The following is a 15,740-nucleotide window of genomic DNA, read 5'->3' on the forward strand; positions in this document are numbered from 1 at the left end:
ATGCGGGAAGGCTGAACCCTCAACCGCCGCCGTCGCGACTTCCGCACGAAATATTGCAGCGCCGCCAAAGCAGTGGCACTGTGGCCCGACTGTCAGGAGCGCCCAGCATGTTCTATCACCCCGAGGCCGGGCACGGCCTGCCGCACAATCCCTTCAACGCCATCGTCGCGCCCCGGCCCATCGGCTGGATCTCGACCCGTGGGTCACTGGGCGACAACCTCGCCCCCTATTCCTTCTTCAACGCCGTGGCCTATGTGCCGCCGCAGGTGATGTTCTCCTCGACCAATTCCAAGCCCGACCGCAACGGCACCAAGGACAGCGTCGCGCAGATCACCGAGACCGGGGTGTTCTGCGTCAATATCGCCAGCGGTGCCGACCGCGACCGTGTGAATGCCTCATCCGCGCCTCTGCCCGCAGGGACCAGCGAGTTCGAGCGCGCCGGCATCCCCTCGGCCCAATGCGAGACCATCGACTGCCCGCGCGTCGCCGATGCGGTGGCATCGCTGGAATGCCGGATGACCCGGATCGTGCCGCTGGCCGGCAAGTCGAACTTCGCCGTCTTCGGCGTGGTGGTCGGCGTGCATCTGCGCGACGATTGCATCATCGATGGCCGCTTTGACCCGCGCGCGGCCGGCGGCTGGCTGTCCCGACTTGGCTACAAGGATTACAGCGCGGTGACCGATCTCTTCGAGATGGACCGTCCGGCATGACGAAGACGGTCAAGGATTACATCCGCACCATCGTCGATTTCCCCCATGAGGGGATCATGTTCCGCGATGTGACCACGCTTTTTGCCGATGCCCGCGGCTTTCGCATGGCCATCGACCAGCTTCTTAACCCCTATGCCGGCCGGCCGATCGACAAGGTGGTCGGGCTCGAGGCGCGGGGCTTTATCCTCGGCGGCGCGGTGGCGCATCAGTTGTCGACCGGCTTCGTCCCGATCCGCAAGAAGGGCAAGCTGCCCGGCGCCGTCATTTCCGAGGCCTATCAGCTGGAATATGGCGAGGCGGTGATGGAGGTCCATGACGACGCGCTGAAACCGGGCGAGCGGGTGCTGATCGTCGATGACCTTCTGGCCACCGGCGGCACCGCCGAGGCCGGGATCAAGCTCTGTCACCGGCTCGGCGCCGAGGTGATCGGCTGTGCCTTCGTCATCGACCTGCCGGAACTGGGTGGCCGCAAGCGGCTGGAAGGTCTGGGGATGGAGGTCCACACCCTGGCCGAATTCGACGGGGAGTGACGGGCCTCAGCGCACCTCGGTGCGGCCCCGGCGATCGCTGCGAAGGTTGGCGTAAAGCACATGGTTGCGCCAGCGGCCGTTGATCTGCAGGTAACTTTGGGCGACGCCCTCGTATTTGAAGCCGGCCTGTTCCAGCACCCCGCGTGAGGCGGCATTCTCGGGCAGGCAGGCGGCTTCTATCCGGCTCAGGTCCAGTTCGGTGAAGGCGTGATGAACCAGCGCCTTGATCGCCTCGCGCATGTAGCCCTGACGGGCGAAGGGCTGGCCGATCCAGTAACCGATGGTGCCCATCTGCGCCGGGCCGCGCCGGATATTGTCGAGCGTGATCGCCCCCAAGAGCAGCCCGTCACGGCGCAGCACGAAAAGCGGCAGCGAGGTGCCGCCCCGGCTGGCGCGCTGCGCCCAGTAGACCCGGTTGGTGAAGCTTTTACGGGTCAGGTGGTCGGCAGCCCAGACCGGCTCCCAAGGCGTCAGGAAATCGCGGCTCTCCTGACGCAGCGCCGTCCAGGCACTGAAATCCGAATGCGCCGGCAATCGCAGAACGATCCGTTCGGATTCCAGACGGACCGGACGGCGGCGCAGGAACATCAGGCGGCAAGCCTTTCGGCCAAGGCCTCGCGCGAGGGCGCCGCATCGACCGGGCCATAAAGCGCCAGCGCCGGGCGGGCATTCGTCAGCAGGCGCTGCGCATGGTCGCGGATCTGCGCGGCGGTCACGGCGGCAATGCGGTCGGCCACCTCGGCGGCGTCCGGCACCCGGCCCCAGATCGCCAAGGTCCGCGCCAGACGTTCGGTCTGGTTCGACGGGCTTTCCAGCCCCATCAGTAGCCCGGCGCGCAATTGCGCCTTGGCGCGGGCGATCTCGGCATCGCTGAGCCCATCGGCGGCGCGGCGGATCTCGTCGGCGGTCAGATTAGCCAGATCGGCGATATCCTCGGCCCCGGTGCCGGCATAGATGGTCAGCATGCCGGTATCATCGTGGAAGCCGGATTGCGCGAAGATGGTATAGCAGAGGCCGCGTTCTTCCCGGATCTTCTGGAAAAGGCGCGAGGACATGCCGCCGCCAAGCGCGCTGGAAAAGATCTGCGCCGCGTAGAAATCATCCGAACGATAGCCCGGCCCTTCCAGCGCTAGTGCGAAATGCGCCTGTTCAAGCCCCTTCAGATGCCGCGCCTCGATCCCCGACCAGCGGGCCGGATCGCGGACGCCCGAGGGACGCGGGGCGAGATGGCCAAAGGTCGCCTCGGCCAGCCGCATGATGCGGTCGTGATCCACGGCGCCCGAGGCCGCGACGATGATCTGGCCGGGGCCATAATGCTCGGCCACGAAACCCGACAGGTCGGCGCGGGAGAAGGAGCTGACGCGCTCGGCGGGGCCAAGGATGGTGCGGCCGATGGCCTGATCGGGATAGGCGGCCTCTTGCAGCCAGTCGAAGATCACATCGTCGGGCGTATCCAGCGCCTGGCCGATCTCTTGCAGGATCACCCCACGCTCGACCTCGATCTCGCGCGGATCGAAGATCGGGTTCAAGACGATGTCCGAGATTACGTCAAAAGCCAGATCGACATCCGATTGCAGCACGCGGGCGTAATAGGCGGTCACATCGCGCGAGGTATAGGCGTTGATGAAGCCGCCCACATCCTCGATCGCCTCGGCGATCTGCACCGCCGTGCGGCGCTGCGTGCCCTTGAAGGCCATATGCTCCAGAAAATGCGCGATGCCGTTCTGCTCGACCCGCTCGTCCCGCCCGCCCGCGCTGACCCAGACCCCGATGGCGGCCGAATGCAGGCCCGGCATCAGCCGGGTGACGACGCGCAAGCCGTTGGGAAGCGAGGAAATGCGCAGATGGGGATCGGTCTGGGTCAAGCTGTTCTCCGTTCAAGGATCAGCGATTTAAGCGCCTCATTGTCGTTTTCAACCCGGGTGACCCTCTCGGGCAAGTCGAAAAGTTGCGCCATGTGCAAGGGAAGTGCCGGACGGACCCCGACAGCGGCCTCGACCGCATCGGGAAACTTGGCCGGATGGGCGGTGGCGAGCGTGATCATCGGCACGCCGGGCTCGAGATGCTCGCGCGCGACCTTCACGCCCACGGCGGTATGCGGGCAGATGATCTCTCCGGTCTCGGCGCGGATCGTCTGGATGGTCTCGGTGGTCTCCGCCTCCGAGACGCGGCCCGAGGCGTACTGTTCGCGCAGCGATTGCAGCGCGCCCTGGCTGATGGTGAAGCCGCCGGTCTTCAGCTCGTCCATCAGCTGTCGGATCGCACCGGCATCGCCACCATAGGCCAGGTACAGCGCGCGTTCGAAGTTCGAGCTGATCTGGATGTCCATGCTGGGGCTGATCGAGGGGTGAACCTCGCCCATGCGGTATTCGCCGGTGGTCAGCGCGCGGTGCAGAATGTCGTTCTGGTTCGTCGCCACCACCAGCCGGCGGATCGGCACGCCCATGGCCCGGGCGATGGAGCCGGCGAAGATGTCGCCGAAATTGCCAGTCGGAACGGTGAAATCCACCTCGCGATGCGGCGCGCCAAGGCTGACCGCCGAGGTGACGTAATAGACGATCTGTGCCAGCACCCGGCCCCAGTTGATCGAGTTGACGCCCGCCAGCCCCACCTGATCGCGGAAGCCGTGATCGTTGAACAGATCCTTCAGCCGCGCCTGCGCATCGTCGAAATGCCCGTCGATCGCCAGTGCGTGGACATTGGCCTCGGCCGGCGTTGTCATCTGACGGCGCTGCACCTCCGAGACGCGGCCATGCGGATAGAGGATGAAGACATCGACATTCGGGAGGCCGCGGAAGGCCTCGATCGCCGCGCTGCCGGTATCGCCCGAGGTCGCGCCGACGATGGTGATCCGCTGGCCCGACCGCGCCAGCGCGATCTGGAACAGCTGACCGATCAGCTGCATCGCGAAATCCTTGAAGGCCAGCGTCGGGCCGTGGAACAGCTCCAGCAGGTGATGCCCCGGCGCCAGCTGCACCAGCGGGGCGCGGGCGACATGGCCGAAACTTCCATAGGCGCGGGCGATGGCACCCTTCAGCTCGTCATCCGAAAAACTGTCGCCGGTGAAGGGTTTCAGCACCCGGAAGGCGGCGTCCTCGTAGCTAAGGCCCTCCAGCGCGCCGATATCGGAAAGCGCCGGGATCGTCTCGGGCAGATACAGCCCGCCGTCACGGGCAAGGCCGGTCAGCATCGCCTGTTCGAAGTTCAGAACCGGGGCCTCTCCCCGCGTCGAGACGTAACGCATCGGCTTTCCTTCAATATGTGCGCTGCCTGATACGCCAGATCAAAGCCACTGTCATCCCTGCCCAGACCGCCGCGATCATGAACCATTGGACGGCATAGGAGAGGTGGTTGTTGGGGATGCCCTCGATGGCGACGGGGATCGGTTCGACGCCCTGCGCATCGCCCTCGACAAAGCTGGCGACGACAAGGATCGGATCGGTTTCCAGCTGCGCGGCCATCGCCGGCACGTCGCGGGCGAACCAGATGTTTTCCGACAGGTTCGGGTCGGGCGTGGACGACCCCTTCTCGGCAGGCCAGTGCAGGTTGCCGGTGATGTTCAGATGCACGGGCGGACGCTGTGCATGGCGGTCTTCCTGTGGGACAAAGCCGCGATCGACCAGGATACGCCGGCCGTCATCGGTGACGAAGCCCGAAACGATCTGGTAACCGCCGCCCTGCTCCTTGGTGCCCGAGAGCACGTCGATCTCTTCGCCCGTCGTGGTGCCGCTGACGGTGACCGGCAGGTATTTCATCGACGGATCGACAGCTGCGGGCAAGGGCACAGGTGCGGCCTCGATGCTCGACTGGATCTCGTCTAGCATCGCCTCTTTCCAGCCCATGCGCTGCAGCTGCCAGACACCTAGCCCTATCAGGATGGCGCAGCCGATCAGGCCGAAAAGCAGGGGAACGATGATCCGGCGCATGGCAGTGGTCTTTCGGGCAACAGGGAGGTGTGAAACGAAAAACGCGCGGGAAACTGCCCCCGCGCGTCGTTCTTGAGATCGGGTCGGGTTCAGCGGCCCCAGATATAGACCGCAAAGAACAGGAACAGCCAGACCACGTCGACGAAGTGCCAGTACCAGGCGGCGGCCTCGAAGCCGACATGGTTGTCCTGGGTCATCTGGCCACGCATGAAACGCACGAGGCAGACGATCAGGAAGATGGTCCCGATGACCACGTGGAAGCCGTGGAAGCCGGTCGCCATGTAGAAGACCGCGCCGTAGACGTTGCCCGACAGGCCAAAGGCGGCGTGGCTGTATTCATAGGCCTGCAGCGCGGTGAAGCAGAGGCCAAGGATGACCGCGACGATCAGCCCGTTGATGGTGGTCTTGCGGTCATTGTCGTGGACGAAGGCATGGTGCGCCCAGGTCACCGCGACGCCCGACAAGAGCAGGATCAGCGTGTTGATCAGCGGCAGGTGCCAGGGGTCGAAGGTGACGATGCCTTCCGGCGGCCAGACGCCGTCCTTGATCGGGCTCATCGGCCCCATCGGGTAAAGCGCGTTCTTGAAGAAGGCCCAGAACCAGGCGACGAAGAACATCACCTCGGACATGATGAACAGGATGAAGCCGTATTGCAGGCCGATGCGGACGACCGGGGTGTGGTCACCTTCCTGCCCCTCATGGACCACCTCGGTCCACCAGCTGAACATGACGTAAAGCACGCCGACGAGGCCGATCAGGAACATCCAGGGCCCGTGGTCCTGCATCCACATGACGCCGCCGAACAGCATGATGAAGGCCGAGACTGCACCGATGAACGGCCAGATCGACGGCTTCAGGATGTGATAGTCGTGGTTCTTAGCGTGCGCCATGATGAGCCCCGTCGTTCCTCGTTTTCGTCAATTGACGGCCTTGGCCGGATCTTCGTCCAGCGCGGCCTGCTTGGGTTCTGTTCTGTGGAAGGTATAGGACAGGGTAATGTCCCGCACCCATTTTGCATCGCGGTCGTTCACCAGCTCCGGGTCGACATAGAAGCTGACCGGCATCTCGATGCTTTCGCCCGGCTGCAGCGTCTGCTCGGTGAAGCAGAAGCATTCCACCTTGATGAAGTAATAGCCCGCCACTTCCGGCGCGACGTTGAAGCTGGCCGTGCCGGTGATCGGCTCGTCCGAGGTGTTCACCGCCTCGTAGAAGGCCAGGGCATTCTCGCCGATCTTCAGGTCCATGCGGTTCTGCATCGGCTTGAAGGACCAGTCGAGATTCTTGTCGACATTGGCGTCAAAGCGGACCCGCACCACCTCGTCGATCTCGTGATCCGAGGGCTGCTCGGCCACCTGCGTGGTGCCGCCATAGCCGGTCACCTTGCAGAACCAGTTATAGAAGGGCACCGCCGCCCAGGACAGCGCGCCCATCAGGACGACGACGCCCAGAAGCCAGCTGACCGTGCGCTTTTCGGGGCTCATTGGCTGGCCTCCGCTGCGGCAGGCGCCTCGGCAGCTGGTGCCGGTTCAGGCGGCAGCACCGACACGCGCGGCTGGTGGTCGAAGCCTTCCATCATGTCGCCCTGCTGGACCTTCACCACCGTCAGGCCAAAGACCAGCACGACAAAGGCGACCAGAACCAGCCCCAGCCCGACATTGCGCGAGCGGCGGCGGCGGAAGATCTCGTGTTCGTTGGCAAGGCCCATCACCACGCTCCCATTCCGCGCTGCACCAGAAGCGCGAGGAAATGCAGGAACAGATAGATCAGCGACAGTTTGAAGAAGCGCTTCTCGACCGCGTAGTGGTCACCCTCTGCCGCTGCCTCGTCGCGGCGGAGGATGCGCCAGCCGCCAAGGATGAACAGCGCGTTCAGCACGACCGAGACCGCCAGATAGACCGGTCCGCCGACCGAGGTCAGCCCCAGCCAGATCGCGAAGGGTGCCAGCACCAGCGTATAGGCGAAGATATGGCGGCGGGTCGCCGGGCGGCCATGGGTGACCGTCAGCATCGGCACGCCGGCCTTGTGGTAATCCTCCTTCATGAACAGCGCCAGCGCCCAGAAATGCGGCGGCGTCCAGACGAAGATCAGCGCGAACATCAGAAGCGATTCGATGCTGATGCCGCCGGTGGCGCAGGCCCATCCGATCATCGGCGGGAAGGCCCCGGCAGCTCCACCGATGACGATGTTCTGCGGGGTCGAGCGTTTCAGCCAGACGGTATAGACCACGGCATAGAAGAAGATGGTGAAGGCGAGGAAGGCGGCGGCGAACCAGTTGGCCACCAGTCCCAGCATCATCACGGCAATGCCCGACAGCGCCAGACCGACCGCCAGCGCCTCGCCGGGGGCGACCCGGCCCGAGGGGATCGGCCGGCTTTGCGTCCGACGCATCACCGCGTCGATATCGGCGTCATACCACATGTTCAGCGCGCCCGAGGCACCGCCCCCCAGCGCGATGAACAGCACCGCGCAGAAGGCGACAAAGGGATGCACATCGACCGGCGCGATCCACAGCCCGACAAAGGCCGTGAACACCACCAGCGACATGACCCGGGGCTTCAGGAGCGCGACATAATCGCCAAACTCGGCCTCGGGGGCACCTTCATATGCGTGAATATCCGCCATCGGCCCGATCAGTTGCTGGCCGGGGCAGCTTCGCCCTCGGCAGCGGGTTCTTCGGCTGCAGGCCCGGCAGCGACGGGCTCAGCAGCAGCCGGTTCTTCGGCAGCAGCTTCTTCAGCGGCCGGCTCGGCAGCGGCTTCAGCCGGAACTTCGGCGGCAGCGGCGGCGCCGGCCGGAACCTCGGCCTCGGCCACGGCCTCTTCCTCACCCAGCGTGCCGCCCTGCTCGACCACCCAGGCGTCGAATTTCTCTTGGCTGACGGCCTTCACCACGATCGGCATATAGGCGTGGTTGATGCCGCACAGCTCGCTGCACTGGCCGAAATAGACGCCCTCTTTCTCGACATTGAACCACAGCTGGGCGATGCGGCCCGGCACCGCGTCCTGCTTCACGGCAAAGGCCGGAACGGTCCAGGCATGGATCACGTCATTCGCGGTGACCTGCACCAGCACGTCCTTGCCCACCGGCACGACGACCGAGGTATCGGTGGCCAGCAGGTATTCATCCTCAGCATAGCCGTATTCGGCCAGTTCCTCTTTCGCCAGCATGATGCCGTCGAAGCTGAGACCGTTATCCGGGTATTCATAGGACCAGTACCACTGGTTGCCGATGGCCTTGATGACCAGGTCGGGATTGGCCGGCATTTCCTGCGAATAGAACAGGCGCGGCAGCGAGAACACACCGATGGCGATCAGGATCAGCACCGGCACGATGGTCCAGGCAATCTCGATCGGGGTGTTGTGGGTGAATTTCGCCGGAACCGGGTTGGCGCGGCTGTTATAGCGCAGGATCACGATCAGCAGCAGCGCGCAGACGAAAATCGTCACGGCGGTGATGATGATCAGCACGAAATGGTCCAGCCATTGCTGCTGGTGCGCGATCTCGGTCACCGCCTCCTGGAAGTTGATACCGCGCGCATGCGGTTTGCCGATCACCGGCAGATCGCCCAGATTGTCCTGCGCAAAGGCGGCCGTGGCGGCCAACCCACTCGCCGCGAACCCCGTTACTGCCGCGGTTGCACGGCGAATCATCGCTTTTGCCATCGTCCCATCCCGTTACCTTGGCGCGGCCTGCCGGACGCGCATGGGTCAGAGGCCGCACAAGCCGCCCCTTTTCCTTGTTCAGTGACCGTTCTATGACCATATCTCAGCCCATCCGGCAAGACGTAGGAACGTCTAATGGGTGAATTTTCCTGACGGAAAGGACCGTTTCGATGAGCCGCAAGCCCTTTGCCCCGTTCGACGAACAGATTGACCGCGCGGTGGCGCAGCGGGTGCTGCAGGATGCGGTGGCCGGCGCCGATGACGGGGAGCTGTTCCTGGAACGCTCGACCGCCGAGACGCTGGTCTTCGATGACGGGCGGCTGAGGAATTCAGGCTATACCGCCCAGCAGGGCTTTGGCCTGCGCGCCGTCCGGGGCGAAGTGACCGGCTATGCCCATTCGACCGAGATCTCCGAAGCCTCGCTGAAACGCGCCGCCGAAACCGCCCGGCTGGCGGTGGGTCAGGGCGGCGGCGTCGCGGCCGAGGCCCCCGGTCCGCGTGGCCCCGACCTTTACGCGGCGATCGATCCGGCCGGCGACATTCCCATCGCGGTCCGGATCGAGACCCTGCGCGAGATCGACGCCTATGCCCGCGCCGCCGATCCGCGGGTGGTGCAGGTCAGCGCCTCGATCGCCACATCGCTGCAGGAAGTCGCGATCCTGCGGCCCGAGGGCGGGCTGGTCACCGACATCCGCCCGATGGCGCGACTGAATGTCGCAGTCATCGTCGAGAACAACGACCGCCGCGAATCCGGCAGCGCCGGCGGCGGCGGGCGCATCGGCATCGGCGGGCTGGTCGATCCGGCCCATTGGCGCGGGCTGGTGGACGAGGCATTGCGCATCGCGCTGGTGAACCTGCGCTCGGTTCCCGCCCCTGCAGGGGTAATGGATGTTGTGCTGGCTCCGGGCTGGCCCGGAATCCTGTTGCACGAGGCAGTCGGCCATGGGCTCGAGGGCGATTTCAACCGTAAGGGCCACTCCGCCTTTGCCGGGCTGATGGGCCAGCGAGTCGCCGCGCCCGGCGTGACCGTGGTCGATGACGGCACCATTCCCGACCGTCGCGGCAGCCTCAGCGTCGATGACGAGGGCACCGCCCCCGCCCGCAACGTGCTGATCGAGGACGGCATTCTGGTCGGCTACATGCAGGACCGCCAGAACGCCCGGCTGATGGGCGTTGCGCCCACGGGCAATGGGCGGCGCGAGAGCTTTGCCCATGCGCCGATGCCGCGGATGACCAATACCTACATGCCCGGCGGCACGGCCGACCCGGCGGCGATCCTCGCCGATCTCAAGGACGGCATCTATGCCGTGGGCTTCGGCGGCGGGCAGGTCGACATCACCAATGGCAAGTTCGTCTTTTCCTGCACCGAGGCCTACCGGGTGAAGAACGGCGTGGTCGGCGATCCGATTCGCGGCGCCACGCTGATCGGCGACGGGGCCACGGCACTGCAGCAGGTGCGGGCCATCGGCAATGACATGGCGCTGGACCCCGGCATGGGCAATTGCGGCAAGCAGGGCCAATGGGTGCCGGTCGGCGTGGGCCAGCCGACGCTGATGATCGGCGGGTTGACCGTGGGCGGCTCGGCGGCCTGAGGCAGCCAGGAAAACCTTCCAGTCGCTAACCAGTTATTAACCTTTCGCCCTTAGACCTGACGTCAGGATGAGGCGAGGGCGGCAATGACGACTGGACCGTTTTCTTTCGACACCCCCAACACCCCACCCACCGCGAAGGACGACGATCTCAGCTTCCTTCGCCTCATCCGCTCTCGCCGCGTCGGGCCGGCGACCTTTCACCGCCTGATCACCGAACAGGGCTCGGTCGCGGCGGCCCTTGCCGCGCTGCCGGAGATTGCGCGCAGCGCCGGTCTCGAGGGCTACGAGACCTGCCCCGAAGCCACCGCCGAAGCCGAATTGCGCGCCGGTCGTCGGGTCGGTGCCCGCTTCCTGCGCTGCGATCACCCCGATTACCCCCCGGCCCTGCGCCAGATCGACGGCGCCCCCCCGGTCCTGTGGATCCGTGGCGATGCACGCTGGCTGCAGGGCGACCCCTTTGCCGTGATCGGCGCGCGCAACGCCTCGTCCCTCGGCCTCCGCATGGCGCGGGGCATGGCGGCCGGTCTTGGCGAGGCCGGGCATTGCGTCGTCGCGGGGCTGGCGCGCGGCATTGACACCGCCGCCCATAACGCCGCGCTGCCCACCGGTACGGTCGCGGTGATGGCGGGCGGGATCGACCAGATCTATCCCGCCGAAAACGCCATCTTGGCCGCCCAGATTGCCGAAATGGGCGCGCTGGTTTCGGAACAGGCGCCCGGTGTGGAACCAGCGGCCCGCCATTTCCCCGCCCGCAACCGCATCATTTCGGGCCTTTCGCGCGCGGTGGTGGTGATCGAGGCGGCACATCGTTCCGGCAGCCTGATCACCGCGAAGAATGCCCTCGATCAGGGGCGCGAGGTGATGGCGGTGCCCGGCCACCCGATGGATGCCCGCGCCGCCGGCTGCAATGCACTGATCCGCGACGGCGCGGCGCTGGTGCGCTGCGCGGCGGATGTGATCGCCGTGAGTTTCGGGACGGAGGCAGAGCGCAAGACGCGACTCGAACTGCCGGAGTCCAAACCCGTCACGCCGCGCCCGTCCTTGCCGAACCGCGCCTGTGATTCGGGCGGTCCCGCCGGTCTGGAGGCGCGGATCATGAACTGGCTCTCGCCCAGCCCCAGCGACGAGGACGACCTGATCCGGCGGCTTGGGGTGCCGGCCTCGGTTGCCAACAGCGCCATCCTATCGCTGGAACTGCAGGGGATGCTGACACGGCTGGCCGGTGGTCGGCTGGCACGCAACTAGCCCTTCCCGCTGAGGCCCTCCCCTTGTTGCCCCGGCGCGTTTCGTGTTTGCCTGCGGCGTCACGGGCGAAACGGCGAGGGCGGGCAAGATGATCGAGATCACCGGGCTGGACTATCTGGTGCTGACCGTTCGCGACATCGACCTCACGATTGCCTTCTATTCCGGTATCTTGGGCATGAGGGCCGTCACCTTCGGCGCGGGCCGGACGCCGCTGCATTTCGGCAGCCAGAAGATCAACCTGCACCGCGCCGGGCACGAGTTCGAACCCAAGGCCAGATCGCCCCTGCCCGGCTCGGCCGATCTCTGCTTCCTGTTGGCGAACCGCCCCGACCAGACCCTCGCGGCGCTGCGCTCCGCCGGCATCGCCATCGAGGAGGGTCCGGTCGCCCGGACCGGGGCCAGCGGGCCGATCCTCTCGGTCTATCTGCGCGACCCGGATGGCAACCTGGTCGAACTGGGCCATCCTGACCGTGGCGACGGGGCCAGTTGACACTGCCCGCCGGGCTGCCCATGTTCCCGGCCCAATTGCAAAGCCGCGAGTAGCCCATGCCCGTTGTCGTCGTCGAATCCCCGGCCAAGGCCAAGACCATCGAGAAATATCTCGGTGGCGATTACCGCGTGCTGGCCAGTTTCGGCCATGTCCGCGACCTGCCGCCCAAGGATGGCAGCGTCGATCCCGAGGCCGATTTCGCCATGAAATGGGAGGTCGCTTCCGACAGCAAGAAGCACCTGAAGGCGATCAAGGATGCGCTGAAGGACGATCAGAACCTGATCCTCGCCACCGACCCCGACCGCGAGGGCGAGGCGATCAGCTGGCACCTGCTCGAGGCGCTGCAGACATCCCTGAAGAAGGGCAGCGAGGTCAACCGCGTCACCTTCAACGCCATCACCAAGAACGCCGTGACCGAGGCGATGCAGCATCCGCGCCAGATCGACCAGGCGCTGGTCGATGCCTATCTGGCGCGCCGCGCGCTGGATTATCTGGTCGGCTTCAACCTGTCGCCGGTCTTGTGGCGCAAGCTGCCCGGCGCAAAGTCGGCGGGCCGGGTGCAATCGGTCTGCCTGCGGCTGATCGTCGACCGCGAGATGGAGATCGAGGCCTTCAAGGCCCGCGAATACTGGTCGGTCCATGCTCGCCTGGCGACGCCGGGCGGCGATGAATATGACGCCACGCTGACCAGCCTCGCCGGCAAGAAGCTGGACCGTTACGACCTTCCCACCGCCAAGGATGCCGCCATGGCGGTCAGCGCGGTGTCGAGCCGCGATCTTTTCGTCACCGAGGTCAGCGCCAAGCCCGCCAGCCGCAATCCCTGGCCGCCGTTCATGACCTCGACCCTGCAGCAGGAAGCCAGCCGCAAGATGGGCATGGGGGCCAAGGCCTGCATGTCGGCGGCGCAGCGGCTCTATGAGGCGGGTTACATCACCTACATGCGGACTGACGGCATCGACATGGCGCCCGAGGCGGTGATGGCGGCGCGTGATGCGATCAAGGCGAAGTTCGGCGAGAAATACCTGCCCTCCAGCCCGCGCATGTACAAGAACAAGGCCAAGAACGCGCAGGAAGCGCATGAATGTATCCGCCCGACCGACATGATGCTGTCGCCCGACAAGCTGAAGGTCGGCGCAGATGACCAGAAGAAGCTCTATGACCTGATCTGGAAGCGCACCATCGCCAGCCAGATGGAAGCCGCCCGGATGGAGCGGACGACGGTCGAGATCGGCAGCGAGGACAAGCAGGTCGGTCTGCGCGCCACCGGTCAGGTGATGCTGTTCGACGGATTCCTGCGCGTCTATGACCAGGGCCGCGACGATGACGAGGGCGAGGACAGCGCCCGCCTGCCGGTCATTCAGCAGGGCGAGGCCGCGCGCAAGGTGGCCGATGCCTTTACCGCCGAACTCGCCAAGGCCCGCGACAAGGGCGGTGATCTGCCCGAGGCGCCGAAAGGTCAGCTGACCGCGCCCGGCACCATCGCCAGCGAAACCGCCTCGACCGCTGCGCGCCAGCATTTTACCCAGCCGCCACCCCGCTATACCGAGGCGACTCTGGTGAAGCGGATGGAGGAACTCGGCATCGGCCGGCCGTCGACCTATGCCAGCATCGTCACCACGATCCAGGACCGGGAATATGTCCGCAAGGACAAGAACCGCCTGTTCCCCGAGGACAAGGGTCGCTTGGTCACCGCCTTCCTGGTGAAATATTTCCCGCGCTATGTCAGCTATGACTTCACCGCCGACATGGAGAACGAGCTGGACGAGATCAGCGCCGGCGACCTGATGTGGCGCGAGGTGCTGGCGCGCTTCTGGAAGGATTTCACCAAGGCGCTGGAAGGCACCAGCGAGCTGCGCATCACCGAGGTGTTGGAGGCGATCGACGACGCGCTGGCGCCGCATCTCTATCCGGCCCGCGCCGATGGCGGCGATCCGCGCGAATGCCCGCTGTGCCACCAGGGCCGGCTGAACCTCAAGACCGCGCGCTCGGGCGGGGCCTTCATCGGCTGCACCCGCTATCCCGATTGCCGCTATACCCGCCCGCTGTCGGCCCCCGATGGCGACGAGGCGATGGGCGACCGCATCCTTGGCGATGACAACGGCGAGGCGATCAGCCTGAAGAACGGGCGCTTTGGCCTTTACGTCCAGCGCGGCGAGGCCACCGAAGAGGTACCGAAGCCGCCGCGCGCCTCGCTGCCCAAGGGCTGGGACGCGGCCAGCCTTGATCTGGAACGGGCGCTGATGCTTCTGGACCTGCCGCGCCCGGTCGGGCCGCATCCCGATGATGGCGAGCTGATCGAGGCCGGCATCGGCCGCTATGGCCCCTATGTGAAGCATGGTCCGAAATACGCCAATCTGCCGGATGTCGAAGAGGTCTTCACCATCGGCATGAACCGCGCGGTCGAGGTGCTGGCGGCCAAGCAGTCGCGCGGTCGCGGCGCGGCGGTCGCGCCGCTGCGCGAGCTGGGCGATCACCCCGATGGCGGCGCCATCCAGGTGATGAACGGCCGCTTCGGTCCCTATGTGAAATGGGAGAAGATCAACGCCACCCTGCCCCGCGACGTGACGCCCGAGTCGATCACCGTTGAGCAGGCGCTGGAGTTGATCGCCGCCAAGGCCGCGAAGTCGCCGAAGAAGGCGACGCGCAAGGCGGCGGCCAAGCCCGCGGGCGAGAAGAAGGCAGCGGCGAAGAAGCCGGCCGCCAAGAAGACCACCGCGAAGAAGGCCCCGGCCAAGAAAGCGGCGGCGAAGAAGGCCGAGTGATCAGCCTGTGACTGCGGCTGCGGCGTCGAGAAACCGGCGCCGCACCGGCTCTGCATGGGGGTTCTCGCAGAGGATCGTGCGCAGCAGCTCGGGCGAATCGGCCTGCACCATTCGGGCCGCCTCGATCAGGTGCTGAAAGCTGGCGGTCGCCAGCCGTGTCGGCATCGGCCCCAGCGCGCCGAGGCTGCGGGAAATGAGGTGGGTCAGGCCCTGCACCATCGCCATCTCGGCATCGTGCTGATCCGGAGTCGTGGTCAGCACCTTCAACCCCAGCCATCGCAGGAAGGCCGCCAGCCGGCGATGCTCGCCGCCCCTGAGCGGGCACCAGGCGAGGCGATGGCCGGCAATGCCGTCGCGCGCGCTTTCCGGACCGAACAGCGGATGGGTCGCGATGATCCCGACATGATCCGGTAGCAGCGCCTGCATCAGCTCGGCCGGGCGGAGCTTGACCGAAGTGACATCGATCACCACCGCACCGGGCCGCAGATGCGGGGCAATCTCGGTGAGCACCTGTTCCAGACACGACAGCGGCACGGCCAGCAGGATGACATCCGCGCGGGCGGCCTCGGCCAGCCCGACCTGCGGCAGGTCATCGGCGCGGCTGACCGGATCGGAGACGCAGATCCGCGCATGGTCGCGCAGGTGCCGCGCGGCCAGTTGGCCGAAGGCACCAAAGCCGATGATGGCGAGACGGGGTTTCGGGGTCTTCACGGCACGATCTTTCCTTGTGTGGCGCAAGGTCGTGGTGAAGGTCAAAGATCAACCGCGGGCCCCGCGCGGTTGACATGTTCCAGCCCCCGCTATGTCAGCGGGCGGTAATAGG

At 66.0% G+C, this 15,740-nt stretch carries 15 protein-coding genes and 1 pseudogene; 6 read left to right on the top strand and 10 right to left on the bottom strand.

Features of this window, described 5'->3' with window-relative positions:
- Positions 1-107: 107 nt before the first annotated feature.
- Together CX676_RS11170 and CX676_RS11175 are read left to right on the top strand one after the other, a co-directional pair.
- Complete coding sequence (locus tag CX676_RS11170; RefSeq protein WP_101752684.1) at positions 108-710, top strand: flavin reductase family protein; 603 nt, start codon at positions 108-110, stop codon at positions 708-710.
- The gene (locus CX676_RS11175; protein ID WP_101752685.1) at positions 707-1,240 is read left to right on the top strand and encodes an adenine phosphoribosyltransferase; all 534 of its coding nucleotides are present in this window, start codon (positions 707-709) and stop codon (positions 1,238-1,240) included. Before CX676_RS11170 ends, CX676_RS11175 begins: the two co-directional genes overlap by 4 nt.
- 6 nt (positions 1,241-1,246) lie before the next feature.
- On the opposite strand, the gene CX676_RS11180 is transcribed toward CX676_RS11175, so the two are convergent.
- From CX676_RS11180 to coxB, 9 genes and pseudogenes are all read right to left on the bottom strand, one after another.
- The gene (locus CX676_RS11180; RefSeq protein ID WP_101752686.1) at positions 1,247-1,828 is read right to left on the bottom strand and encodes a GNAT family N-acetyltransferase; all 582 of its coding nucleotides are present in this window, start codon (positions 1,826-1,828) and stop codon (positions 1,247-1,249) included.
- A complete protein-coding gene (locus tag CX676_RS11185; protein ID WP_101754279.1) occupies positions 1,828-3,036 on the bottom strand; it encodes a M16 family metallopeptidase in 1,209 nt (402 codons plus the stop codon). Before CX676_RS11185 ends, CX676_RS11180 begins: the two co-directional genes overlap by 1 nt.
- 65 nt (positions 3,037-3,101) lie before the next feature.
- Entirely contained in the window at positions 3,102-4,484 is a 1,383-nt protein-coding gene (thrC, locus tag CX676_RS11190; RefSeq protein ID WP_101752687.1) for a threonine synthase, read from the bottom strand.
- 10 nt (positions 4,485-4,494) lie between these two features.
- On the bottom strand, positions 4,495-5,166 hold the full coding sequence (locus tag CX676_RS11195) for an SURF1 family protein (RefSeq protein WP_101752688.1): 672 nt from the start codon (positions 5,164-5,166) through the stop codon (positions 4,495-4,497).
- A gap of 89 nt (positions 5,167-5,255) precedes the next feature.
- Entirely contained in the window at positions 5,256-6,056 is an 801-nt protein-coding gene (locus CX676_RS11200) for a cytochrome c oxidase subunit 3 (protein WP_101752689.1), read from the bottom strand.
- A 27-nt stretch (positions 6,057-6,083) separates the two neighbouring features.
- Positions 6,084-6,647, bottom strand: coding sequence for a cytochrome c oxidase assembly protein (locus CX676_RS11205; RefSeq protein WP_101752690.1), 564 nt, complete (start codon positions 6,645-6,647; stop codon positions 6,084-6,086).
- A complete protein-coding gene (locus tag CX676_RS11210; RefSeq protein WP_101752691.1) occupies positions 6,644-6,871 on the bottom strand; it encodes a hypothetical protein in 228 nt (75 codons plus the stop codon). The genes CX676_RS11205 and CX676_RS11210 overlap by 4 nt, the downstream gene beginning before the upstream one ends.
- Positions 6,871-7,788, bottom strand: coding sequence for a heme o synthase (gene cyoE / locus CX676_RS11215; RefSeq protein ID WP_101752692.1), 918 nt, complete (start codon positions 7,786-7,788; stop codon positions 6,871-6,873). Before cyoE ends, CX676_RS11210 begins: the two co-directional genes overlap by 1 nt.
- Positions 7,789-7,955: 167 nt before the next feature.
- A pseudogene (gene coxB / locus CX676_RS11220) lies at positions 7,956-8,828 on the bottom strand (cytochrome c oxidase subunit II); the annotation flags it as partial.
- Between the two features lie 170 nt (positions 8,829-8,998).
- On the opposite strand from coxB, the gene tldD reads away from it, so the two are divergent.
- The 4 genes from tldD to topA all read left to right on the top strand — a co-directional run bounded on the left by tldD (position 8,999) and on the right by topA (position 14,917).
- A complete protein-coding gene (gene tldD / locus CX676_RS11225) occupies positions 8,999-10,420 on the top strand; it encodes a metalloprotease TldD (RefSeq protein ID WP_101752694.1) in 1,422 nt (473 codons plus the stop codon).
- 84 nt (positions 10,421-10,504) lie between these two features.
- Positions 10,505-11,665 carry a DNA-processing protein DprA gene (gene dprA, locus CX676_RS11230; protein ID WP_101752695.1) on the top strand — a complete coding sequence of 387 codons (1,161 nt, stop codon included), beginning with the start codon at positions 10,505-10,507 and terminating at the stop codon, positions 11,663-11,665.
- 88 nt (positions 11,666-11,753) lie between these two features.
- Entirely contained in the window at positions 11,754-12,155 is a 402-nt protein-coding gene (locus CX676_RS11235) for a VOC family protein (RefSeq protein ID WP_198590180.1), read from the top strand.
- A 56-nt stretch (positions 12,156-12,211) separates the two neighbouring features.
- A complete protein-coding gene (gene topA / locus CX676_RS11240) occupies positions 12,212-14,917 on the top strand; it encodes a type I DNA topoisomerase (protein WP_101752696.1) in 2,706 nt (901 codons plus the stop codon).
- On the opposite strand, the gene CX676_RS11245 is transcribed toward topA, so the two are convergent.
- The gene (locus CX676_RS11245) at positions 14,918-15,628 is read right to left on the bottom strand and encodes a prephenate dehydrogenase (RefSeq protein ID WP_101752697.1); all 711 of its coding nucleotides are present in this window, start codon (positions 15,626-15,628) and stop codon (positions 14,918-14,920) included. It abuts the gene before it with no gap.
- Positions 15,629-15,740 lie beyond the last annotated feature (112 nt).

Origin of the sequence: Paracoccus zhejiangensis (assembly GCF_002847445.1) — a bacterium.
Classification (GTDB): domain Bacteria; phylum Pseudomonadota; class Alphaproteobacteria; order Rhodobacterales; family Rhodobacteraceae; genus Paracoccus; species Paracoccus zhejiangensis.